Below are 22,415 nucleotides of genomic sequence, written 5' to 3' on the forward strand. Positions count from 1 at the left end.
GATGACGGCCGCGCAGGGCGCCCCACACTGGGCCGACATCGGCGAATCCACCTCGGTGGCCGGCGTGCTGTTCCTGTGCTGGGTGCACCGCTGGTTCGGGCGCTGGCCGTTCCGCCTGTGCGTGTGGCCGGTGGTGGCCTGCCATTGGCTGGGCAACCGTGTAGGGCGCCAGGCCTCGATGCAGTACCTGCAGCGGCTGCAGGCGCACAGCGGCGTGCTCGGCCGCGCGCCGAAACGGCGTGACAGCCTGCGCCACTTCTTTACCTTCGCCGACACGATGCTGGACAAGATCCTCGGCCTGGGCGGGCGCTACCCGGCCGAACGCATCCACCTGCACCGCGACCTGGTGCTGCAGAAGATCGCGCGCCGCGAGGGCGGGCTGATCCTCACCGCGCACATCGGCTGCCTGGAGCTGTGCCAGGTGCTGGCCGAGCAGGTGCCGGGATTCCGCATCACCGTGCTGGTGCATACCGCACACGCGCAGCGCTTCAACCGTCTGCTGCAGCGGCTGGACCCGCTGGCGGCGGTGGAACTGGTGCAGGTGACCGAAATGGGGCCGGCCACGGCGGTGATGCTGGCCGAGCGCGTTGCGGCGGGGGGCTTCGTTGCCATCGTCGGCGACCGCACGCCGGTACAGGGTGGCCGCAGCGTCACCGCCGATTTCCTTGGCCACCGCGCCCCGTTCCCGATCGGCGCCTATGTACTCGCCGCCGCGCTGGGGTGCCCGGTCTACACCATGGCCTGCCTGCACCAGGGCGAGGGCTATCGCGTTGCATTCGAACAGTTCGCCGACCGCATCGTGCTGCCGCGTGGCTCGCGCGACGCCGCACTGGCCGAACAGGCACAGCGCTTCGCGCGCTGGCTGGAACTGCAGGTCATCCAGTCCCCGTTGGACTGGTTCAATTTCTTCCCCTTCTGGGATCAGGCTCCGCATGACGACTGACGCCGTACCCGTGTGCCGCTTTGGCGATGCACCGTTGACCATCGAAGACGTGGTTGCCCTGGCCCAGCGCCAGTGCGAGGCCGCGCTGAGCGACGCGCCGGCGTTCCGCGCGCACATCCAGCGCGGCGCCGACTTCCTCGACCGACTGCTGCGCGAGGATGGCGTGATCTACGGTGTGACCACCGGCTATGGCGATTCGTGCACGGTGAACATCCCGCCGGCACTGGTGGCTGAACTGCCGCACCACCTGTACACCTACCATGGCTGCGGCCTGGGCCGTTACCTGGACCCGGTCGAGACCCGTGCGGTGCTGGCCGCGCGCCTGGCCTCGCTGGTGCGTGGCATGTCCGGTGTCAGTGTGCCGCTGCTGGAAGGCCTGGCCACGCTGCTGCAGCACGACGTGCTGCCGATGATTCCGGCCGAAGGCTCGGTCGGTGCCAGTGGTGACCTCACGCCGCTGTCCTACGTGGCGGCGGTGCTGTGCGGCGAGCGCGAGGTGCTGCACGACGGCCGCGTGCGGCCGGCAGCCGAGGTGCTGGCGAAGATCGGCATGACCCCGCTGAAGCTGCGGCCGAAGGAAGGCCTGGCGATCATGAACGGCACCGCCGTGATGACCGGCCTGGCCTGCCTGGCCTGGCAGCGCGCCGACTACCTGGCACGCATGGCCACGCGCCTGACCGCGTTCAACGTGCTGGCCAGCGACGGCAACGCGCACCACTTCGACGAAACCCTGTTCGCGGCCAAGCCGCATCCGGGCCAGGGCCGCATCGCCGCGCGCCTGCGCAGCGACCTGCACAGCGAGCGTCCGCCGCGCAATGAACAGCGCCTGCAGGACCGCTATTCGCTGCGCTGCGCGCCGCATGTGATCGGCGTGCTGGAGGACAGCCTGCCGTTCCTGCGCCAGCTGATCGAAACCGAACTGAACAGCGCCAACGACAATCCGCTGATCGATGCCGACGGCGAGCGCATCCTGCATGGCGGCCACTTCTACGGGGGCCACATCGCGCTGGCGATGGACACCCTGAAGAACACCGTGGCCAACGTTGCCGATCTGCTCGACCGCCAGCTGGCACTGGTGGTCGATGCCCGCTACAACCATGGGCTGCCTGCCAACCTGTCGGCGGCCACCGGCCCGCGCGCGGCCATCAACCATGGCCTGAAGGCACTGCAGATCAGCGTGTCGGCGTGGACCGCCGAAGCGCTGAAGCAGACCATGCCGGCCAGCGTGTTCTCGCGTTCGACCGAATGCCACAACCAGGACAAGGTCAGCATGGGCACCATCGCCGCGCGTGACTGCCTGCGCGTGATCGAACTGACTGAACAGGTGGTGGCCGCGATGCTGATCGCTGCCCGCCAGGGCCTGGCCCTGCGCGAACGGGTTGGCCTGAACGCGCAGCTGCATGGCAGTCTGGCCGACATGTACGCCGACCTGGGGCAGCGCATCGCCCTGGTTGAAGAAGACCGCGCGCTGGATCGCGAACTGCGGGAACTGCTGGTGGAGATCCGCGCGCAACGTTGGGAGCTGTACGCCGGTGAATGAGGTTATTGAACGGGTTGGCGAAATTGCGTTGACGCCCGCCTTCCATGACTGCGATCCGATGAACGTGGTCTGGCATGGCAACTATTTCAAGTACTTCGAGATCGCGCGCTGCGCGCTGCTCGGGCGCTACGACTACGACTATCCGCAGATGCTCGAGTCGGGCTACCTGTGGCCGGTGGTCGATGCGCGGGTGAAGTACGTGCGGCCGCTGCTGTTCAACCAGGCCCTGCGCGTGGTCGCGCGCATCGTGGAATGGGAGAACCGGCTGAAGATCGAGTACGAAATCCTCGATGCGGAAAACGGCCAGGTGCTGACCCGCGCGATGACCATCCAGGTCGCGGTGGACGCGGCCAGCAAGGAAATGCAGTACCAGTGCCCGCCGGTACTGTGGGAACGCCTGGGAGTGCCTGCACCGTGAACACCCTTGTCCGTCTTTCCAGCGCGCTGCTGTGCGCGCTGATTTTCGTTGCCGCACCGCAGGTGCAGGCGGCCGACCCCGCCATTGATGCGATCACCCAGGCGGTGGCGCGGCCGGACGTGCTGCGTGGCCAGTTCAGCCAGGAAAAGCAGGTCAGCGGCTTCAGGAACCCGCTGCGCTCGCAGGGCCAGTTCGTGGTCGCCCGCCGGCACGGCGTGATCTGGACCACGCTCAAGCCGTTCCCCTCCGAAGTGGTGGTGACCGCCGACCGCATCCTCAGCCGCCAGCGCGATGGCAGCACCCGTGTCGAGCTCGATGCACGGCAGCAGCCGGCGATGCGTTCGGTCAACGCGATCATGTTCGCGCTGATGAGTGGCGACGTGCAGGCGCTGTCCAGCCAGTTCAACGTGGCGGCCAGTCGTGAAGGGCAGGGCTGGCGGCTGCGGCTGACGCCGAAGTCGGCGATGCTGGCCAAGGCCTTCCAGTCGCTGACCCTGCAAGGTGACCGCTACGTGCGCCAGGTCGAGATCGTCGAGGCCAACAAGGACCGCACGCAGATCCAGTTCAGCGCGTTGAGCGAGGCGCCGGCCACGCTCAATGCCGACGAGGCCCGCCGCTTTGAGTGAGGCCGTGGCATCGAACGCACCGGACCGCCTGCGGCGCTGGTGGCACTGGCTGGGCATCGCCTGGCTGGTGCTGCTGCTGGCGCTGGGCGCACAGCAGTGGCAGCTGTGGAGCCAGCAATCGCGGATCGACACCGACATCCTCGCGTTGCTGCCGCAGGATGCGCGTGACCGCCTGTTGAGCGACGTCACCCGGCGCATCGCCGATGGCAGTTCACGGCAGGTGGTGGTGCTGCTGGGCAGCCAGGACGGTGCCGCCGCCAAGCGCGCGCAGTCCGCGTTCGCTGCGGCTATGGCCAAGGATGCCGATCACGCGTTGCTGGTGCCCAGTGGTTCCATCGAGGGCTGGTTCGATGAGGCGCGCGCGTTCTACGCGCCGTACCGCGACCGCCTGCTGACCCCGGCCCAGCGCGAGCAGCTGCAGGGCAGCGAGCCGGGCGCGTTGGCGGAGCAGGCGTTGGCTGCGCTGTACGGTCCGATGGGCGCCCCACGCCTGACCGATTGGCGCCAGGACCCGCTGTCGCTGTGGCCGCAATGGTGGCAGCAGCAGGCGCAGGGCTCGGGGTTGCGGCTGGGCGATGACGGCCTGCTGGAAGCCGAGGGCAGGCATTGGGCCGTGCTGCAGTTCGATACACCTGGTTCGGCATTCCAGCTTGACGGCGAACGCCATCTCGATGGCCTGCTGGAACGCGCCGGAAAGGCGGCCAAGGCCGTAGCACCGGAGCTGGAGATCCTGCACGCCGGCGTGCCGCTGCATGCCGAGGCAGCCGCAGTGCAGGCCAACCGTGAGATCAACACGATCGGCTGGGGCTCGCTGGCCGCGGTGCTGCTGCTGGTGTGGCTGGCGTTCCGTTCGCTGCGCCCGATCCTGCTGGTCGCCGCGTCATTGCTGATCGGCTGCGGCGTGGCACTGGCGGTGACCGTGCTGGTGTTTGGCAAGGTGCACGTGCTGACCCTGGTGTTCGGTGCATCGCTGGTGGGTGTGGCCGAGGATTACGGCATTCACTGGTTCGCCTCGCGCCAGGCCGAGCCGGCCGATCGTCGCTGGAAGCTGCTGCGGCACCTGCTGCCCGGCCTGTGGCTGGCCCTGCTGACCAGCGCGCTGGCCTACCTGGCACTGGGCCTGGCCCCGTTCCCGGGCCTGCGCCAGATGGCACTGTTCTCGGTGGTCGGTCTGGCGGCTGCTTTCCTCACGGTGATCTTCTGGTTCCCGTGGCTCGATGGCGGCGAGATCCGCCAGACCCGGTTCTCGCAGTGGCTGGGCAATACGCTGGAACGTTTCCCGCGCCTGCATGGCCGTCGCGCGGTGACGATGTTCGTGGTGATCACGCTGGCACTGTCTGCAATCGGCATCGCACGCCTGCACAGCAACGACGACCTGCGCAGCCTGCAGTCATCACCGCCAGCGTTGATGGCGCAGCAGATCCGCCTGAGCCAGCTGCTGGGCATGCCCAGCCCGGCGCAGTTCTACCTGGTGCAGGGCGCGGATGCTGCGCAGCTGCTGCAGCGCGAGGAAGCACTGACCGAGCGCCTGCGTGTACTGGCCAACGACAAGCGCATTGGTGGCTATCGCGCGATCAGCGATTGGCTGCCGTCGCCGGCGCGCCAGCAGGCCGATGCCGCGCTGACCGCGAAGGTGGAACCTGGCGTGCTGTCGGCCGTGTCCGAGGCGGTGGGAGAGCCGCTGCAGCGTCCGCAGTTCGCGGATGCGCCGCTTACCGCCGAAGCCTTTCTGGCCTCGCCCGCCTCGCAGCCGTTCCGTCACCTGTGGGTGGGCGCGGTGGGCGGGCAGATGATCAGCGTGGTGATGGTCGATGACCTGTCGCGTGCCGATGCGCTGACCACCCTGCGTGGCGCGGCCGAGGGCCTGCCCGGCGTGCGCTGGGTGGACCGTACCGCCGACTTCTCGCAGCTGCTGGGCCACTACCGCAAGCTGATGGGCGGCCTGCTGCTGGTCGGCATCGTGCTGGTGTTCGGCGCGCTGTGGCTGCGCTACCGACGCCAAGCCTGGCGCGTGTTCGCACCGACCCTGATTGCCGGTGCACTGACCCTGGGCCTGCTGGGCCTGTTCGGCCAGCCGCTGCAGCTGTTCAACGTGCTGGCGCTGATGCTGCTGCTGGGCATGGGCATCGACTACGGCATCTTCCTGATCGAGCACCGCGGTGATGCCAGTGCCTGGCTGGCGGTGTGCGTGGGCGCGGCCAGTACCTGGCTGTCGTTCGGTCTGCTGGGCCTGTCGCAGACCCCGGCGTTGCGCGCGTTCGGCCTGACCCTGCTGTTCGGCATCGGCCTGGTCTGGCTGATCTCGCCGCTGTTCCGTCCGCCGCCGCACGATCTGCCGCCGGCCTGAGCCTGTTTTCCGACTTCCTTCTTTCCACTTGATCGAGCAACAAGGACGCACCGATGAACACTGCTGTGGATGCTGTCGAACGTACTGAAATCCTGATCATCGGCGCGGGCCCGGCCGGTTCGGTGGCTGCGGCGATGCTGCGCCAGCAGGGCCGCCAGGTGCTGATGCTGGAACGCCAGCAGTTCCCACGCTTCTCCATCGGCGAAAGCCTGCTGCCGCAGAGCATGGAGTACATCGAGGCGGCCGGCCTGCTGCAGGATGTGGTCGAGGCGGGCTTCCAGTACAAGAACGGTGCCGCCTTCGTGCACGGCGAAGCGCGCACTGCATTCGACTTCAGGAAGAAGTTCTCGCCGGGTTGGGGCACCACCTACCAGGTGCAGCGCGCCGACTTCGACAACGTGCTGGCACGCGGTGCCGAGCGCATGGGCACCACGCTGCGCTTCGGCGACGAAGTGCTTGCGGTCGAGCCGGGCGAGCAACCGGCGGTGACGGTGCGCCGCCCGGACGGCAGTGAATACCGCATCGAGGCCGATTTCATCCTCGATGCCTCCGGCTTCGCGCGCCTGCTGCCGCGGCTGCTGCAGCTGGAGTCGCCGTCCAACTTCCCGGTGCGCGGCGCGATCTTCTGCCACGTGCGCGACAACATTCCGGCCGAAGCGGACTTCGACCGCAACAAGATCCTGATCACCACCCATCCCGAGCACATCGACGTCTGGTACTGGACGATCCCGTTCTCCAACGGCTGCTGCTCGCTGGGCGTGGTCGCCGAGCCGTCGTTCTTCGAGCGCTACGAGGGTGACGACCTGCAGAAGCTGCAGGCCATCGTCGGCGAGGACCCCAACCTGACCCGCCTGCTGGCCAACGCCGAATGGGCGGTGCTGCCGGTGCGCCGCATCACCGGCTACTCGGCCAACGTCAGTTCGCTGTGGGGGCCCGGCTACGCGTTGCTGGGCAACGCCGGCGAGTTCCTCGATCCGGTGTTCTCGTCCGGTGTGACCATTGCCTTCAAGTCCGCGCAGCTGGCCAGCGAATGCCTGGCGCGCCGCTATGCCGGTGAAACCGTCGACTGGGAAGCTGAATTCTCGATCCCGCTGCGCGCCGGCGTGAAGACCTTCCGCCGCTTCGTCGAAAGCTGGTACGACGGCGGTTTCCAGAAGATCATCTACCACCCGCAGCAGCAGCCCGAAGTGCGCGACATGATCAGCTCCATCCTGGCCGGCTACGCCTGGGACACCAACAACCCGTATGTGGCCGACGAAAGCGGCCGTCGCATGCGCGTGCTGGAGGAACTGTGCAGCGCCTGATCTTCCGTACTGCGGCCCTGCTGCTGTGCCTGCTGCTGGCCGCCTGTGCCGGGCGCATGCCCAAGCCACAGGTGGAACTGCCGCCGCTGCGCCTGTCGCCGGCCAGCCTGCCGGCGCCGCTGGCGCTGCAGCAGCAGCTGCACTTCCGTTTCGGCAGCCATGAGCGCGACCTCGATGCGCTGCTGGAAGCCGATGCACAGCGGGTGCAGCTGGCGGTGCAGGCGATGGGCCAGACCGGCGTGCGCCTGCAGTGGGACGGCCAGCAGCTGACCCAGCAGCGTGCGCCGTGGTTGCCGCCGCAGGTGCGTGCCGAGCGTGTGCTGGATGACCTGCAGTTCGCGCTGTGGCCGACCGCGGCCATCGCCGCAGCGCTGCCGGCCGGCTGGGAGGTCATCGACGACGGCCACCAGCGCAGCTTGTCGCGCGACGGCACGGTGTGGCTGCTGCTGCAGCGCCTGGACGATGGCAGCGTGCAGCTGGACAACCGCGCCGAAGGCTATGCGCTGCGCATCGAATCGATCGATATGGCCGGGCAGGACCCATGAGTGCACCGATCTACCTGAACGACCTGGGCGTGGTCTGCGCGCTCGGCGATGGCCGCACTGCGGTCGCGTCGGCGATGTTCGCCGATGTGCCGGGCGGGCTCAGCGACAACGACAGCCTGCTGCCGGGGCGCACCCTGGCGCTGGGAGAGGTCCGCACGCCGCTGCCGGCGCTGGAAGACCTGCCGGTGGCCCTGCGCGGGCGCAACAACGCCCTGCTGGACGTGGCGCTGGCGCAGATCGCACCGGCGGTGGCCGCGGCGATTGCCCGCCATGGTGCCGAGCGCGTGGCGGTGGTGCTGGGCACCAGCACCTCGGGCATCGGTGAATCCGAGCAGGCCCTGCGCAGCCACGCTGAACAGGGCCAGTGGCCGCAGGGCTTCGATTACGCCCAGCAGGAAATGGGCACCGCCGCGCAGTTCGTGCGCCAGCGCAGCGGCGCACAGGGACCGGCGTGGACCCTGTCCACCGCGTGTTCGTCCAGTGCCAAGGCACTGATGTCAGCCGCGCGCATGCTGCGCGCCGGCATCGTCGATGCGGTGATCGCCGGTGGCGCCGATTCGCTGTGCCGCTTCACCGTGGCTGGCTTCAGCGCGCTGGAATCGGTGTCGGCGGCACGCTGCAACCCGTTCTCGCAGCACCGCGCCGGCATCAACATCGGCGAGGGTGCCGCGCTGTTCCTGCTCACCCGCGAACCCGGCCCGGTATGCCTGGCGGGGTGGGGTGAGTCGGCCGATGCCCACCACATGTCCGCGCCCGACCCGCAGGGGCTGGGTGCCATCGATGCGCTGCAGCAGGCGCTGCTGCGCGCAGGCTGGGGCGCAGACGAAGTGGATTACGTGAACCTGCATGGCACCGCCACCGGCCACAACGATGCGATGGAAAGCCTGGCGGTCTCGCAGGTGCTGGGCAACAGCGTGCCAGCCAGTTCGACCAAGCCGCTGACCGGCCACACGCTGGGTGCCTCGGGTGCCATCGAGGCGGCGCTGTGCTGGATCGTGCTGGCCGAGAACCCGCAGCAGCTGCTGCCGCCGCACTGGTGGGACGGCGTGGCCGACCCGGCACTGCCGGTGCTGCCGCTGGTCGCACCGGGCACGCGCCTTGCGCAGCCACCGCGGCGGGTGCTGAGCAATTCGTTCGCCTTCGGCGGCAGCAATGCCGTGCTGGCACTGGAGCGTCGATGAACACGTTGTATGCAATCGAAGAGGTGGTGCCGCACCGCCAGGACATGTGCCTGCTGCAGCGCATCACGCATTGGGACCAGGACACCCTCGAGGCCGAACTGGTGGTGCCCGAGGCCGGCCTGTTCGTGGAGAACGGCGAAGTGCCGGCGTGGGTCGGCATCGAATACATGGCGCAGGCCATCGCGGCCTGGGCCGGCTGCCGCGCGCGAGCGGCCGGCAAGCCGCCGCAGCTGGGCTTCCTGCTCGGCAGCCGCCGCTACAGCAGCGCGCGCAGCAGCTTCCCCAGCGGTTCGCGACTGCGCGTACAGGCGCGCTGCGAGCTGTTGGGTGACAATGGATTGGGGATGTTCGCCTGCCGCATCCTGGCAGGTGAGGACGAATGGGCGACAGCCAACGTGTCGGTGTACGAACCGGCCGACGCGATGGCCTATCTGGAGAGTGGACAGGCATGACAGGGAATCGAAGCGTGCTGGTGACCGGCGCCAGCCGGGGCATCGGCCGGGCCATTGCGCTGCGCATCGCGCGCGATGGCTTCGACGTGGTGGTGCATTGCCGCAGCCGCCTGGAAGAGGCACAGGCCGTGGAGGCTGAGATCCAGGCACTGGGCCAGCAGGCCCGCGTGCTGGTGTTCGACGTGGCCGACCGCGAGGCCGCGAGGGCCGCGCTGGAAGCCGATGTCGAGGCACATGGCGCGTATTACGGCGTGGTCTGCAATGCCGGCATCGCCCGTGACGGCGCCTTCCCGGCGCTGTCGGAGGACGATTGGGACCAGGTCATCCACACCAACCTGGATGGCTTCTACAACGTGCTGCATCCGCTGATCATGCCGATGGTACGGCGGCGCAAGCCGGGCCGCATCGTCACCCTGTCGTCGGTATCCGGGTTGGCCGGCAACCGCGGCCAGGTCAACTACAGTGCTGCCAAGGCCGGCATCATCGGTGCCACCAAGGCGCTGGCGCTGGAACTGGCCAGCCGCCAGATCACCGTCAACTGCGTGGCTCCGGGCCTGATCGAAACCGAAATGCTCAACGATGAAGTGGTTGAACACGCGCTCAAGCTGATTCCCGCCGGCCGCGTCGGCCGTCCCGACGAAGTGGCGGCGACGGTGGCGTTCCTGCTGTCCGAGCCGGCCGGCTACATCACCCGCCAGGTGATCTCGGTGAACGGAGGCATGCTCTGATGGCCGCCGATCGTCGCGTGGTGGTCACCGGCGCCGCCGCCATCAGTCCGCTCGGCCACGACTGGCCCACCATCGAAGCGCATCTTCGCAGCTGCCGCAATGCGGTGCGCGCGATGCCCGAATGGGATGTGTATGCCGGGCTGAACACCAAGCTGGCGGCGCCGGCGCAGGATTTCGCGCTGCCGCCCAACTACAACCGCAAGACCACCCGCTCGATGGGCAAGGTCGCGATCATGTCGGTGCGCGCCACTGAGGTGGCACTGCGCGAAGCCGGCCTGCACGAGCATCCGGTGCTGCGCAGCGGCCGTACCGGCGTGGCCTATGGTTCCTCGTCGGGCAGCCATGAGGCCACCGGTGAATTCGGGCGCATGCTCAACGAGTTCACCACCGATGGCATCAGTGCCACCACCTACCTGAAGATGATGAGCCACACCGCGCCGGTCAACATCGGCGTGTTCTTCGGCCTGTCCGGGCGCGTGTACACCACGTCCAGCGCCTGCACCTCGGGCAGCCAGGGTGTGGGCGCGGCCTATGAAGCCATCCGCAGCGGCAAGCAGACGGTGATGGTGGCCGGCGGTGCCGAGCAGCTCGATGCCACCGCTGCGGCGGTGTTCGACACGCTGTTCGCCACCAGCGTGCGCAACGACGCGCCGCAGACCACCCCGCGCCCGTTCGATGCCGGCCGTGATGGCCTGGTACTGGGCGAGGGCGCCTGCACGCTGATCCTGGAGGACCTGGAACACGCGCAGGCGCGTGGCGCCACCATCCTGGCCGAGGTGGTCGGCTACGGCACCAACAGCGATGGCCAGCACGTCACCCAGCCCAGCGCCGACACCATGGCCCAGGCGATGCGCCTGGCGCTGGAAGATGCCGGCCTGGACACGGCGCAGATCGACTACGTCAACGCCCATGGCACCGCCACCGACCACGGCGACATCGCCGAGACCCAGGCCACCGCACAGGTGTTCGGCAGCCGCGTGCCGATCAGCTCGCTGAAGAGCTACGTCGGCCACATGCTGGGTGCCTGTGGCGCGTTCGAGGCCTGGCTGAGCATCGAGATGATGCGCACCGGCTGGTTCGCGCCGACCCTGAACCTGGCCGAGGTCGATCCGCGCTGTGGCCAGCTCGACTTCATCACCGGGCAGGGCCGCGAACTGCAGGCCGAGTACGTGATGAGCAACAACTTCGCCTTCGGCGGCATCAACACCTCGCTGGTGTTCCGCCGCTGGCGCGAGTGAACCACCGTCCCACCGCACTGTTTCCGCTACCCACCCGCACCCCTGACAAGGAGAAGTTTCGATGCGCCGCACTCTCATGATCGCCACTGCCACCGCGCTGCTGGCCCTGACCTCCACCGCCTCTGCCCGCGACACGCGTGTCGAACAGTCCCTGCAGGAACTGGTCAATTCGCAGGCCGCCAAGGACGCTGGCATCGACGGCAGCGTGCGCTTCTATCTGGCCGGCCAGCCGGTCAGCGTGCAGCAGCGCCTGGGCGAAGACGTGACCAACAAGAAGACCAACGCCGCCAACAAGAGCGATGCCGAGGCCTGCCGCTGGGTTGCGTTGTCGGCACTGCGCGCGCTGCAGGACGGTGCCAAGTCGCGCGGCGCCAACGCCGTGGTCGACATCGTCAGCTATTACAAGAAGAACGAGTTCAAGAGCAGCACCAACTACGAGTGCTACGCCGGTGCCATCCTCGCGGGTGTCGCGCTGAAGGGCACCTACGCCAAGGTCAAGTAAGCGCCCGTGTGGTGGCAGCCGTGGCTGAACGACGCCGCCACATTGCTGAACCTCGCCGGGGAAACGCCGTCGATCACGCCGCCAACGTCGGCTGACGGCTTTCCCCGGTGTCGGCTTTCCGACACAATCATGGCTCTTCCCGGGTTATCGTCCCGCGGACATGCACGCCTACGTCTATAAAAGCCAACTCAAGCCGGACACCTACGTCTACGTTCCCCGTCGCGATGATTTCAGCGCGCTGCCCGCGCCGCTGCTCACCTCGCTGGGGACGCTCGCCTTCGTCCTGGAGGTGGCCCTGGATGCCCAGCGCCGCCTGGCGCAGGCTGACCCGGAAAAGGTCCGCAGCGAAATGAGCGAGCGCGGGTTCTACCTGCAGGTGCCGCCGTCGGTGGCCAGCCTGATGCCGCGCCACTATGACTGACGCCTCCCGTCCGCGCCTTGTGTCAATTGCCTTCGCCGCGGGCGCGGTGCTGGCGCTGGGCGCCGCCGTGGGCGGCTTCCCGGGTGCCGTCCTGGCCGCACTGGCGCAGCCAGCGTTCGCGCTGGCGATCTCATGGTGGCGTCGCAGCCGCGCGCTGCTGCCGCTGAAGGTGGTCGCTCGCCAGGACCTGCCGGCGCTGCTGGCGTTGTGGACGGCCGCGCCGCTGCTGCTGGCGCTGTTGCTGGCCTGGCCGCTGGCGGCGCTGCGCGACAGCGGCAGCCTTGCGGCGGTGCTGGGCCTGAGCGTGCTGGTCAGTGCCGGCCTGCTCGCCGCCTGGCGCACCTGGCCGTTGTGGAACGATGTCGAACGCCTCGACGGCAGCCTGGCCCAGCACTGGCAGGCGCTGGCGGGGCGTGACCTGGGCGCCTGGCGCGGCCTCGGTGTGGCCGCGCTGGTGATCGCGCTGGCCGCGCTGGTGGTGCTGCCGGCCTGGCCGGGGCTGCTGCCGGAAAGCGCACACTGGCCCGCCGCGCTGGCGGTGGTGCTGCTGTCTCCCGTGCTGCACCTGCTGCTGCAGCGGGTGGCGCCGGCACCGCTGGTGTCGCTGCGCGCAGGCCCACTGGCCACGGCCAGCGACGAGCGCGAACCGATGTTCTCCGCTGCGGTCGAAACCACGCCGCTGGAGGCGATGGCGCCGCAGGAGCTGACCCCGGCGCTGTATGAAGCCGCCCGCCATGGCCGCATCGACCGGGGCCTGCAACTGCTGCAGGCCGGTGCCGATCCGTATGCGCTGCCGGACCCGAACTGGCGCGACCAGCGCAGCCTGGCGGTGCTGGCAGCGGTGCTGCCGGACCTGCGCCTGCTGCGCGAGCTGATCGCCCGCGGCGTCGATGTGAACGCACCGCACCGGGGCATGACCCCGCTGCTGGCCGCCACCCGTGACAGCTGGCATGGCCGCCCCGAGGCGGTGATGACCCTGCTCGCCAACGGTGCCGACTCGCGTGCCACCGACAGCGATGGCAACACGCCGCTGCACCATGCCGCGCGCAGTTCCGACCCGGGTGTGGCGGCGCTGCTGCGCGATGCCGCCGCCGAAGTCGATGCGTTGAACAACGAGGGCTGGTCGCCGCTGGCCGTGGCCTGCCAGGTCGGCAACTGGCGCCTGGCCCGTTTCCTGCTCGAACGCGGTGCACGCTGCGAACCGGCCGATGGCACCCCGGTGCTGCTGGCCGCCGCCGCCACCGAGGACGACGATCCGGCGGGCGTGCAGCTGCTGCTCAAGCACAAGGCGCGGGCCGACGCGCGTGATCGCCAGCGTCGCAGCGCGTTGCATGAAGCGGCGCTGGCCGGTCACGTCGAGATCATCGGCGTGCTGCTGGCTGCCGGCGCCAATCTGGAAGCGCGCGATGCGCTGGGCCGTACGCCGTGGCTGGAAGCGGCCCGTGCAGGTCGCGCCGCCGTGATCGAGCATCTGCTGCCGCACAAGCCGGACCTGGTCGCGGTGGACGGCGAAGGCCGTAATGCGGTGCAGCTGGCGGCGATGGCCGAGGATGTCTCGCCGCTGCTGATCAAGCGCCTGGTCGAACTCGGCATCGCCGCCGATGCCACCGATCCGGTCGGCCGCCGTGCGGTGGACTATGCCGCCGAAGCCGGCCGCTGGGCGATCGTGGCTCTGCTGGACCCGTCCTATCCATTGCCGGCTGCGGTCAGCGATGGACTGGCCGAGCGTGGCGAAGCCGCCGGCGCAAGTGGCCTGCTGCCGGACCGCCCGCCGCTGACCCTGCTGCGCGAAGCGCTGGGCTTCGGCAACACCGAAGGCATGGCCGCGCTGGCCAAGCTGTGCCAGCCGGAAGAGCTGGGTGGCCTGCTGCTCGATCCGGAGCTGGCGCTGGAGCCGCGTGCGGTCGACTGGCTGCTGGCCCACGGTGCCGATCCCTACGTGCGTGACGCCTGTTCCGACACGCCGATGTTCGCGCTGTTGTCGCGCGGCATCGACGCGGTGCCGGCGCTGCAGGTCATGCTGCAGCGTGGCCTGTCGCCGGCCGGACGCGGTGGCCTGGCACGCTTCCTCGCAGCGTGTGCGCAGCACGACCAGGCCGCCCGTGGCCTGGAACAGCTGGCACTGGAACTGCTGGAACGTGGCGCCGATCCGTTCGCCGCCTCGCCGGCCGGCGATCCGCCGCTGTCGCTCGCGGTGCGCCTGGGCTGGCTGCGCCTGCAGCAGGCCCTGCTCAAGGCCGGTGTTGATCGTGAAGCGCGCGACAGCCACGGCATGACCGCATTGCACCTGGCCACCGCGTTGGCCCGCGAAGGCGCACTGAAGCTGCTGGTGCAGCACGGTGCCTCGCCGGAAGCCCGCGCCGCCGACGGCCAGACGCCGTTGGGCGTGGCGCTGTCGATCGGTCGCCGTGATCTGGCCGACTGGCTGGACTGGCGGGTGTGGCCGTTGCCGCGCCGTACCCTGCGCGAGGCCGATCTGCCGGCCGCTGCGATGGCCGGTGATGTAGACGCCGTGCGCCGCCTGATCGATCTGGGATTTGCCGTCGACGCGGTCGACGCTCAGGGCTGCACCGCACTGCTGCGTGCAGCCGGTGGCGGCCACCTGGCGGTGACCGACCTGCTGCTGGCGCGCGGCGCCGATCCGCAGCACGCCGCGGCCAGTGGCGCGACGCCGCTGTCGGCGGCGGTCAGCATGCGCCAGGTGGACATCGTTTCGGCCCTGCTCGATGCCGGCGCCAAGCTGGAACATCGCCTGCCGGGCGGGGTGACCGTGCTGATGCTGGCCTCGGCGCTGGGTCTGCCGGACATCGTCGCGCGCCTGCTCACTGCCGGTGCCGACGTGCATGCCGGTGACGCGCAGCAGCTGGGCCCGCTGCACTGTGCCGCGCTGTACGGTTTCAGTGCCCGCGACCGCTCGCGCCTGCTGGCCCTGCTCGACACCCTGCTGTTGGCGGGCGCCGAGCCGGACCAGGCCGCCGCCGGTTCGGTCACGCCCCTGCTGCTGCTGCTGGGCGCTCGCGCCGAGCCGGGTACCGCCTGCGACGAGCAGGTGGTGATGGCGGCGGTAGAGCGCCTGCTGGATGAGGACGTGAGCCTGGACGTGCGTGATCCGCGCGGCTTCGGCCCGTTGCATTTGGCCGCGCTGCATGGCCTGCCGCTGCTGGTGCAGCGCCTGCTGCGCGCGGGGGCGGATCCGGAAGCACGCGACAGCCTCAACCGCAGCCCGCGCGAGATCGCCGTGATGCGCGGCTTCATCGACGTGGCCGGTGAGTTCGAACCGCGCGTGCCGGGCGTTTCGTCGATGGCGCGGTTCCTGCGCGACAACGGCTGATCGCTGGAAAAGGGTAGTGCCGGCCGCTGGCCGGCTACCTCATGACATCTCCGGGAACACGGGATTGCCGGCCAGCGGCCGGCACTACCGGGTCCGCCATTGATCGGGTGGGTGCCGACCGTTGGTCGGCACACCTACTCGCCGTCCCTTTCCGCGTCGGCCTCGAAAAGATGCATCAGGTCGTTGCGTGCATCGCGCGAGGTCTGGATCACCGCCGCCTCGTCGTCGTACACCAGGTACTGGTCACGCAGCAGCTGCTCATCATGCTCACGGAAGCGCTGCACGTGTCGTTCGGCCACGTCCGGCGCCACGCCCAATGCGGTCAGCACGCGGCCGCTCATCTCCAGGCTGGTGCCAAACACTTCGCGGAACGGCTCGGCCGACATGTCCATCAGGCGCCAGGCATGCTGGCGGTTGCGCGCACGCGCCAGCACCGTCGCGTCCGGGTACAGCCGGCGCACCATGCGCACCGCGCGCAGGTTGGTCTCCGGGTCGTCCACGGTGATCACGAACACATCGATGTGCTCGCCGCCCGCCGCACGCAGCATCTCCGGCCGGGTCGGGTCGCCGTAATACAGCTGGTTGCCGAAACGGCGCAGGTCGGCCACGGTGTCCGGGTTCGCCTCCAGCGCCACGAACGGCACCTTCTGCGCGGTCAGCAGGCGCGCGATCACTTGGCCGAAACGGCCCATGCCGGCGATCAGCACCTTGGGGCGGTTGTCCGGCGCCACCTTGTCGGCCTCGGCTGCCTCGCGCGGTGCGGCCTTCTCCTGGCCGAGCAGCTTGAGCAGCGCGATCATCAGCAGCGGCGTGATCGCCATCGACAGGCCCACGATCGCCACCAGCCGGTCGTGGTTGGCATTGCCGAGCAGGTGCGCGCGCTGCGCTTCGTTGAACACCACGAAAGCGAACTCGCCGCCCAGCCACAACACGCTGCCCAGCAGCAGCGACTGCCGCGGACTGAGCCGGGCGATGCGGCCGATCGCGTACAGCAGGCTGAACTTGACCACCAGCAGGATGCCGACGCCAGCCGCGATCATCCACGGCTCGGCCGCGATGCGGTCCAGGTCGATGCCCATGCCCACCGCGATGAAGAACAGGCCCAGCAGCAGGCCCTTGAACGGCTCGATCTGCGCTTCCAGCTCATGCCGGAACTCCGAATCGGACAGCAGCACGCCGGCCAGGAACGCGCCGAGGCTGGGGCTGAGGCCGGCTTCCTGCATGAACCAGGCGGTGCCCAGCACCACCAGCAGTGCGGTGGCGGTGAACACTTCCGGGCTGCGGGTGCGGGCGATGATGCTGAACACCTTGCGCAGCACCGGTCGCCCGCACAGGATCACCACTGCCAGCGCACCGAGGGCCACGGCGGCGTCTTCCCAGCGCAGAGTCTCGTTCTTCACCCCGCCCAGCAGCGGGATGGCCGCCAGCAGCGGAATCGCGATCAGGTCCTGGAACAGCAGGATGGCGAACCCGAGCCGGCCATGGTCGCTGTTGATCGCCTTGTGCTCGGACAGCAGCTGCAGGCCCACCGCCGTGGATGACAGCGCCAGCGCCACACCTACCACCAGCGCGCTCTTCCACTGGAAGTGGTCGAGCAGCAGCAGGCCGCCCAGCACCAGCCCGGACAGCGCCACCTGTGCCGCACCGGCGCCGAACACCGAGCGCCGCATCACCTTCAGGCGTGCCGGCGACAGCTCCAGGCCGATCACGAACAGCAGCATCACCACGCCGATCTCGGCGGCGCCGAGGATGCGGTCGGCGTCCTGCACGAAGCCCAGCCCGTCCGGGCCCAGCACCACACCGGCCGCCAGGTAGCCCAGCACCGCGCCGAAGCCGAACTTCTTGAACACCGGCACGGCGATGACCGCCGCCAGCAGCAGCACCAGCGCCAGTTCCAGACCACCGCTATGCATGGGAATACCTGGTCATCGGGGGAGCCGCTGTGCGTCCGTTCGGGTTGGGAAAAGCGTGGCGAACACCACCGCGCCATTATGCGCGCCGGCCTGTGCATGCACGAGAACAACCTGCGGGCAGGGTGCTGCCGCGGCGGGACCGGGTTGACCTGCATGGTCCACGGGTCCAGACTGCCCGCCGCTGGCGGCGCGTCCGCCGGCACACGCATCCCGGAGTCCCCAACCCATGTCCAGCGACAGTAGAAGTCGACCTCGTTCGACGCCAGCGATGGCCACCGCCTGACATCGGGACGGTTTGCCTGCGTTGGCGTTGCGCGAGGTCGCACCCCCACAAGGCAAACCCGATGAACCAGAAGCAATTGCTGCGCCCGGTGGCCGATGCCGCCGCACTGGCCGCGCCGCTGGCGAACTTCAACACTGCCGATGCGGTGGAATTCCTCAACACGCTGGAGCTGACCCGCGGCGCGGAAACGCTGGCTGCCCTTCCGTTGCCGCGTGCAGTGAAAATGCTGGAAGCGCCGGAACTGCACCGCAGTGGCGAGCTGGTGGCAGCGCTGCCACCGGCGCGCGCTGCCGCCCTGCTCGGCTTGATGGCCGACGACCGCGCCACCGACATCGTCCATGAGCTGGATGAGGAAGAACGCGCGCGGTTGATCCCGCTGCTGGGCACCGACGCCCGCCAGGCCATCCAGAAGCTGCTCAGCTACCCGCCGAACACCGCCGGTGCGCTGATGACCACCGAGTACGTGGCGGTACCCGCCAGCTGGACCGTGGCGCAGACCCTGCAGCACATCCGCCAGGTCGAGCGCACCCGTGAAACGGTGTACGCGATCTACGTGCTGGAGCCGTCCAGCCAGCAGCTGCAGCAGGTGGTGACCATGCGCCGGCTGATCACCGGCCTGCCGGAGGAGTCGATCCTGGACGTGGCCCAGGTCAATCCACCGGTGACGGTGGACGCACTGATGGACCAGGAAGAAGTGGCACGGCTGATCCGTCGCCACGACTTGCTGGCGATCCCGGTGGTCGATGCACAGCAGCAGATGCTCGGCATCGTCACCGTGGACGACGTGCTCGACGCGCTGATCGAGGAATCGACCGAGGACGCGCACAAGTTCGGCGGCATGGAGGCACTGGACAAGCCCTACATGCAGATCGGCTTCCTGGAGATGCTGCGCAAGCGCGCCGGCTGGCTGAGCGTGCTGTTCCTGGGCGAGATGCTGACCGCCAGCGCGATGCAGCACTATGAGGACGAACTGGCGCGCGCGGTGGTGCTGACCCTGTTCATTCCGCTGATCATGAGTTCGGGCGGCAACTCCGGTTCGCAGGCCACTTCGCTGCTGATCCGCAGCCTGGCGCTGCGCGAGCTGCGCCTGCGCGACTGGTGGAAGGTGGCCCTGCGCGAAGTGCCCACCGGCATGGTGCTGGGCGCGATCCTCGGCTGCCTGGCCATCGTGCGCATCGTGATCTGGCAGCTGGGTGGCCTGCATGACTACGGCGAGCACTGGATCCTGCTGGCGATCACCATCGGTGCCGCGCTGGTCGGCATCGTCACCTTCGGTTCGCTGTCCGGCTCGATGCTGCCCTTCATCCTCAAGCGGCTCGGTTTCGACCCGGCCAGCGCCTCGGCCCCGTTCGTGGCCACCCTGGTGGACGTGACCGGCCTGGTGATCTATTTCAGCATCGCCGCCATGATCCTGCACGGCACGCTGTTGTAACGGGAGCGTCATCCACACATGACGTGGATCTACTGGTCCCGGCGGTAGATCCACGTCATGCGTGGGTGCGGTGTCAGGACCTTGCGCACGATCATGCCGTTGCCGCGCCAGTCCGTGTACCGTAGGCGCATGAGTACCTACCACCTGCAGTCCGTGTTCCGTCCGCAGTCGGTCGCGGTGATCGGCGGCAGTCCGCGTGAGCGTTCGGCCGGCCGCGCGGTGATGCGCAACCTGCGCGGCACCGGCTTCCCCGGCAAGGTGGCGTGGATCAATCCGCGGCATGCCGAGATCGATGGCATCCGCACGGTCAAGCGGCTGAAGGACCTGGACTGGGTCCCCGACCTGGCGGTGATCACCGCACCAGCGGCCATCGTGCCGCAGGTGGTGCGCACTGCCGCCGAACGTGGCGTGCAGGCGGCGATCATCCTCACCGCGCACCTGGGTGAAGGCCCGGGCTCGCTGTCGGCGCAGGTGGAGGCGGTGGCGCGCAAGCATGGCCTGCGCATCCTCGGCCCACACTGCTTGGGTGTGATTGCACCGCACGCGCGACTCAATGCCAGTATCGCCGCACATTTCCCGCAGGCAGGCGACCTCGCGCTGATTTCCGAATCCTCGGCGATCGCCGCCGCGCTGGTGGAGTGGGGCGTAGCGCGCTCGGTCGGCTTCTCCGCCGTGGTCTCGCTGGGCGATACGATGGACGTCGACTTCGGCGACCTGCTCGACTACTTCGCCACCGACTACCGTACCCGCGCCATCCTGCTCTACGTCGAGCAGATCAAGGACGCGCGCAAGTTCATGTCGGCCGCGCGTGCCGCCGCCCGCGCCAAGCCGGTGGTGGTGGTGAAGTCGGGGCGCGCCGAGCGCGTGCAGCCGGGCAGCCGCGATACCCATGTGCAGGCCCTGGCCCGTGCCGATGATGTGTACGGTGCCGCCTTCAACCGCGCCGGCCTGCTGCGCGTCGGTGCGCTGGACGAGCTGTTCACCGCCGCCGAAACACTGGGGCGGCTGGGCACCTTCCCTGGCCGCCGCCTGGCCATTCTCAGCAATGGTGGCGGCGTCGGTCGCCTTGCCGTGGACCAGCTGATCGCGCTGCAAGGCACGCTGGCCACCCTGTCCGACAGCACGGTGCAGAAGCTCGATGCAGTATTGCCACAGGGCTGGTCGCGCAGCAATCCGGTCGACATCGTGGTCGACGCCGATGGTGACCGCTATGCCGCGGCCATCGAAGCGCTGCTGGCCGACAACGAGAACGACGCGGTGATGGTGGTCAACGTGCCGACCGCGTTCACCTCATCGGCGGACGCCGCGCAGGCACTCACCCGCACGCTCGGCCTGCGCCCGCGCCATCATCGCGACAAGCCGGTGTTCGCGGTGTGGCTGGGCAACGATGACCAGGCCACCGCCACGCTCAACGCGGCGCGGGTGCCGACCTATCCGACCGAGGCCGAAGCCGTACGTGGCTTCCAGCATCTGGTGCGCTACCGCGAAGCGCAGAACGCGTTGATGGAAACGCCGCCCAGCCTGCCGCAGGACTTCAGCGTCGACACGGCCGCCGCGCGCGCACTGGTCGATGCCGCGCTGGCCAACGGCCAGCAGTGGCTGGACCCGCTGGCTACGCATGAACTGCTCAAGGCCTACGGCATTCCCTCCGCGCCGGTGATGCATGCGCGTGACGCGCACGAGGCGATGGATCTGGCGCAGCCGCTGCTGGAACGCGGTGCCACGGTCGCGCTGAAGATTCTCTCGCCGGATATTCCGCACAAGTCGGAAGTGGACGGCGTGCGCCTGAACCTGTCCACCCTGCCGGCGGTGCAGAGCGCGGCCAACGCGATCCTGTCGCGTGCACGCCAGCTGCGGCCGGATGCGCGCATCGATGGTCTGCTTGTGCAGCCGACCATCGTTCGCCCGAAGGCGCGCGAGTTGATCGTCGGTATTGCCGATGACGCGACGTTCGGCCCGGTGATCGTGGTCGGCCGTGGCGGTACCGCGGTTGAAGTCATCAATGACAAGGCGTTGGCGCTGCCGCCGCTGGACCTGCGCCTGGCCCACGAGCTGATCGGCCAGACCCGCGCCTCGCGCATCCTCAAGGCCTATGGCGATGTGCCTGCCGCCGACGAGCGCGCACTGGCATTGGCGCTGGTCAAGCTGGCACAGCTGGCCGCCGACATCCCCGAAGTGCGTACGCTGGACATCAATCCGTTGCTGGTCGACGGCAAGGGCATCCTCGCCCTCGACGCACGCGTGGCGGTGGCGCCGTCGCGCATCCTGCACAAGGGCCGTGGCCATCCGCGCTTCTCGGTGTTCCCGTACCCGAAGGAGTGGGAGCGCACCATCGAACTGTCCGATGGCGGCCGTGCCTTCGTGCGTCCGGTGCGGCCGGAGGACGACGCGCTGTTCCGTGCGTTCTTCGCCCGCGTCAGCGACGAGGACCTGCGCCTGCGCTTTTTCCAGTCGGTGAAGCACTTCAGCCACGAGTTCATCGCGCGCCTGACCCAGCTCGACTACGCACGCTCGATCGCACTGGTGGCGATCGAACCGCGCAGTGGCGAAATGCTTGGCGCGGTGCGCCTGCACGCCGACGCGGATTACCACCGCGGTGAGTACGGCATCCTGATCCGCTCGGACCTGAAGGGCCATGGCATCGGCTGGCGGCTGATGGCGATCATGATCGAGTACGCCAAGTGGCTGGGCCTGGACGTGGTCGAAGGCCAGGTGCTGCGCGAGAACAGTACCATGCTGGCGATGTGCCAGAGCCTGGGCTTCAAGACGAAGCTGGACCCGGATGACCCGACGGTGATGATGGTGACCTTGCCGGTGCAGCAGGTCGAAGTGCCCGGAACCCCGTTGTAGAGCCGAGCCTGCGCTCGGCTGCCTTACATCTCACGGGCACGCCTGAGCCGAGCATGGGCTCGGCTCTACAGGATCACCGCTGCGGTTCCACCGCCACCGCCGTGCCATAGCACAGCCGCACGGTCAGCCCGGTCATCACATAGATGGCGTCGTAGCGCATGCCGATGATCGGGTTGGCAGCCAGCTGCCGTGCTTGCTTGTCTCTGCTGCGCCAGGTTTCCTCGCGGCCTGTTCGCACAGCGCGGTGTAGATGGTGATGGTGTCGCCAAAGAGCGGCTCCGCCGCTGTCTTCTGTAGCGTCGAGCCATGCGCCACTGGCTATGCAGCCGTCGAACGTGGCTCGACGCTACAATCCGCCCCC

General features: G+C 68.9%; 17 protein-coding genes and 1 pseudogene. 16 read left to right on the forward strand and 2 right to left on the reverse strand.

Translation table 11 applies throughout. The features are described 5' to 3' along the window. Position 1 precedes the first annotated feature (1 nt). The 14 genes from AC5P7R_RS13185 (at position 2) to AC5P7R_RS13250 (ending at position 15,576) form a co-directional block, all read left to right on the forward strand. On the forward strand, positions 2 to 943 hold the full coding sequence (locus tag AC5P7R_RS13185) for a lysophospholipid acyltransferase family protein (protein ID WP_021203498.1): 942 nt from the start codon (positions 2 to 4) through the stop codon (positions 941 to 943). Beyond that, positions 933 to 2,483 carry an HAL/PAL/TAL family ammonia-lyase gene (locus tag AC5P7R_RS13190; RefSeq protein WP_014038932.1) on the forward strand — a complete coding sequence of 517 codons (1,551 nt, stop codon included), beginning with the start codon at positions 933 to 935 and terminating at the stop codon, positions 2,481 to 2,483. The genes AC5P7R_RS13185 and AC5P7R_RS13190 overlap by 11 nt, the downstream gene beginning before the upstream one ends. Further along, positions 2,476 to 2,901 carry an acyl-CoA thioesterase gene (locus AC5P7R_RS13195; RefSeq protein ID WP_031270261.1) on the forward strand — a complete coding sequence of 142 codons (426 nt, stop codon included), beginning with the start codon at positions 2,476 to 2,478 and terminating at the stop codon, positions 2,899 to 2,901. The genes AC5P7R_RS13190 and AC5P7R_RS13195 overlap by 8 nt, the downstream gene beginning before the upstream one ends. Then, a complete protein-coding gene (locus tag AC5P7R_RS13200; RefSeq protein WP_021203496.1) occupies positions 2,898 to 3,527 on the forward strand; it encodes a LolA family protein in 630 nt (209 codons plus the stop codon). Before AC5P7R_RS13195 ends, AC5P7R_RS13200 begins: the two co-directional genes overlap by 4 nt. Next, positions 3,499 to 5,874 carry an MMPL family transporter gene (locus AC5P7R_RS13205; RefSeq protein WP_032953699.1) on the forward strand — a complete coding sequence of 792 codons (2,376 nt, stop codon included), beginning with the start codon at positions 3,499 to 3,501 and terminating at the stop codon, positions 5,872 to 5,874. The genes AC5P7R_RS13200 and AC5P7R_RS13205 overlap by 29 nt, the downstream gene beginning before the upstream one ends. Before the next feature lie 53 nt (positions 5,875 to 5,927). Then, positions 5,928 to 7,178 (forward strand): NAD(P)/FAD-dependent oxidoreductase, encoded by a 1,251-nt coding sequence (locus AC5P7R_RS13210; RefSeq protein WP_021203494.1) that lies wholly within the window; start codon positions 5,928 to 5,930, stop codon positions 7,176 to 7,178. Beyond that, positions 7,166 to 7,723 (forward strand): DUF3261 domain-containing protein, encoded by a 558-nt coding sequence (locus AC5P7R_RS13215; RefSeq protein ID WP_021203493.1) that lies wholly within the window; start codon positions 7,166 to 7,168, stop codon positions 7,721 to 7,723. The genes AC5P7R_RS13210 and AC5P7R_RS13215 overlap by 13 nt, the downstream gene beginning before the upstream one ends. Further along, positions 7,720 to 8,904 carry a beta-ketoacyl-ACP synthase gene (locus AC5P7R_RS13220; RefSeq protein WP_021203492.1) on the forward strand — a complete coding sequence of 395 codons (1,185 nt, stop codon included), beginning with the start codon at positions 7,720 to 7,722 and terminating at the stop codon, positions 8,902 to 8,904. Before AC5P7R_RS13215 ends, AC5P7R_RS13220 begins: the two co-directional genes overlap by 4 nt. Then, on the forward strand, positions 8,901 to 9,356 hold the full coding sequence (locus AC5P7R_RS13225) for a hotdog family protein (protein WP_019661704.1): 456 nt from the start codon (positions 8,901 to 8,903) through the stop codon (positions 9,354 to 9,356). Before AC5P7R_RS13220 ends, AC5P7R_RS13225 begins: the two co-directional genes overlap by 4 nt. Next, positions 9,353 to 10,084 carry a 3-ketoacyl-ACP reductase FabG2 gene (locus AC5P7R_RS13230; protein ID WP_021203490.1) on the forward strand — a complete coding sequence of 244 codons (732 nt, stop codon included), beginning with the start codon at positions 9,353 to 9,355 and terminating at the stop codon, positions 10,082 to 10,084. The genes AC5P7R_RS13225 and AC5P7R_RS13230 overlap by 4 nt, the downstream gene beginning before the upstream one ends. Further along, positions 10,084 to 11,322, forward strand: coding sequence for a beta-ketoacyl-ACP synthase (locus AC5P7R_RS13235; protein WP_021203489.1), 1,239 nt, complete (start codon positions 10,084 to 10,086; stop codon positions 11,320 to 11,322). The genes AC5P7R_RS13230 and AC5P7R_RS13235 overlap by 1 nt, the downstream gene beginning before the upstream one ends. A 61-nt stretch (positions 11,323 to 11,383) precedes the next feature. Continuing rightward, a complete protein-coding gene (locus tag AC5P7R_RS13240) occupies positions 11,384 to 11,824 on the forward strand; it encodes a hypothetical protein (protein WP_005420284.1) in 441 nt (146 codons plus the stop codon). A gap of 160 nt (positions 11,825 to 11,984) precedes the next feature. Further along, positions 11,985 to 12,245, forward strand: a complete 261-nt coding sequence (locus AC5P7R_RS13245; protein WP_014648833.1) for a YcgL domain-containing protein — start codon at positions 11,985 to 11,987, stop codon at positions 12,243 to 12,245. Beyond that, positions 12,238 to 15,576 carry an ankyrin repeat domain-containing protein gene (locus AC5P7R_RS13250; protein ID WP_019661701.1) on the forward strand — a complete coding sequence of 1,113 codons (3,339 nt, stop codon included), beginning with the start codon at positions 12,238 to 12,240 and terminating at the stop codon, positions 15,574 to 15,576. The genes AC5P7R_RS13245 and AC5P7R_RS13250 overlap by 8 nt, the downstream gene beginning before the upstream one ends. A gap of 134 nt (positions 15,577 to 15,710) precedes the next feature. On the opposite strand, the gene AC5P7R_RS13255 is transcribed toward AC5P7R_RS13250, so the two are convergent. After that, a complete protein-coding gene (locus tag AC5P7R_RS13255) occupies positions 15,711 to 17,489 on the reverse strand; it encodes a monovalent cation:proton antiporter-2 (CPA2) family protein (protein WP_021203487.1) in 1,779 nt (592 codons plus the stop codon). Positions 17,490 to 17,833: 344 nt separating this feature from the next. On the opposite strand from AC5P7R_RS13255, the gene mgtE reads away from it, so the two are divergent. Both mgtE and AC5P7R_RS13265 read left to right on the forward strand, forming a co-directional pair. Next, complete coding sequence (mgtE, locus tag AC5P7R_RS13260; RefSeq protein WP_021203486.1) at positions 17,834 to 19,204, forward strand: magnesium transporter; 1,371 nt, start codon at positions 17,834 to 17,836, stop codon at positions 19,202 to 19,204. 129 nt (positions 19,205 to 19,333) lie between these two features. Then, a complete protein-coding gene (locus AC5P7R_RS13265) occupies positions 19,334 to 22,054 on the forward strand; it encodes a bifunctional acetate--CoA ligase family protein/GNAT family N-acetyltransferase (RefSeq protein ID WP_459389853.1) in 2,721 nt (906 codons plus the stop codon). A gap of 73 nt (positions 22,055 to 22,127) precedes the next feature. On the opposite strand, the pseudogene AC5P7R_RS13270 reads toward AC5P7R_RS13265, so the two are convergent. After that, positions 22,128 to 22,324: pseudogene (locus tag AC5P7R_RS13270) on the reverse strand (heavy metal-binding domain-containing protein); the annotation flags it as partial. Positions 22,325 to 22,415 lie beyond the last annotated feature (91 nt).

The sequence above is a fragment of the Stenotrophomonas sp. YJH_SMC_27 genome, from assembly GCF_059369815.1.

Excerpts from the sequence above, each read along its gene's own strand:
- AC5P7R_RS13185 (WP_021203498.1), top strand. The coding sequence starts at position 2 with ATGACGGCCGCGCAGGGCGCCCCACACTGGGCCGACATCGGCGAATCC.
- AC5P7R_RS13190 (WP_014038932.1), top strand. The coding sequence starts at position 933 with ATGACGACTGACGCCGTACCCGTGTGCCGCTTTGGCGATGCACCGTTG.
- AC5P7R_RS13205 (WP_032953699.1), top strand. The coding sequence starts at position 3,499 with ATGCCGACGAGGCCCGCCGCTTTGAGTGAGGCCGTGGCATCGAACGCA.
- AC5P7R_RS13210 (WP_021203494.1), top strand. The coding sequence starts at position 5,928 with ATGAACACTGCTGTGGATGCTGTCGAACGTACTGAAATCCTGATCATC.
- AC5P7R_RS13220 (WP_021203492.1), top strand. The coding sequence starts at position 7,720 with ATGAGTGCACCGATCTACCTGAACGACCTGGGCGTGGTCTGCGCGCTC.
- AC5P7R_RS13225 (WP_019661704.1), top strand. The coding sequence starts at position 8,901 with ATGAACACGTTGTATGCAATCGAAGAGGTGGTGCCGCACCGCCAGGAC.
- AC5P7R_RS13230 (WP_021203490.1), top strand. The coding sequence starts at position 9,353 with ATGACAGGGAATCGAAGCGTGCTGGTGACCGGCGCCAGCCGGGGCATC.
- AC5P7R_RS13235 (WP_021203489.1), top strand. The coding sequence starts at position 10,084 with ATGGCCGCCGATCGTCGCGTGGTGGTCACCGGCGCCGCCGCCATCAGT.
- AC5P7R_RS13240 (WP_005420284.1), top strand. The coding sequence starts at position 11,384 with ATGCGCCGCACTCTCATGATCGCCACTGCCACCGCGCTGCTGGCCCTG.
- AC5P7R_RS13245 (WP_014648833.1), top strand. The coding sequence starts at position 11,985 with ATGCACGCCTACGTCTATAAAAGCCAACTCAAGCCGGACACCTACGTC.
- AC5P7R_RS13250 (WP_019661701.1), top strand. The coding sequence starts at position 12,238 with ATGACTGACGCCTCCCGTCCGCGCCTTGTGTCAATTGCCTTCGCCGCG.
- AC5P7R_RS13255 (WP_021203487.1), bottom strand. The coding sequence starts at position 17,489 with ATGCATAGCGGTGGTCTGGAACTGGCGCTGGTGCTGCTGCTGGCGGCG.
- mgtE (WP_021203486.1), top strand. The coding sequence starts at position 17,834 with ATGAACCAGAAGCAATTGCTGCGCCCGGTGGCCGATGCCGCCGCACTG.
- AC5P7R_RS13265 (WP_459389853.1), top strand. The coding sequence starts at position 19,334 with ATGAGTACCTACCACCTGCAGTCCGTGTTCCGTCCGCAGTCGGTCGCG.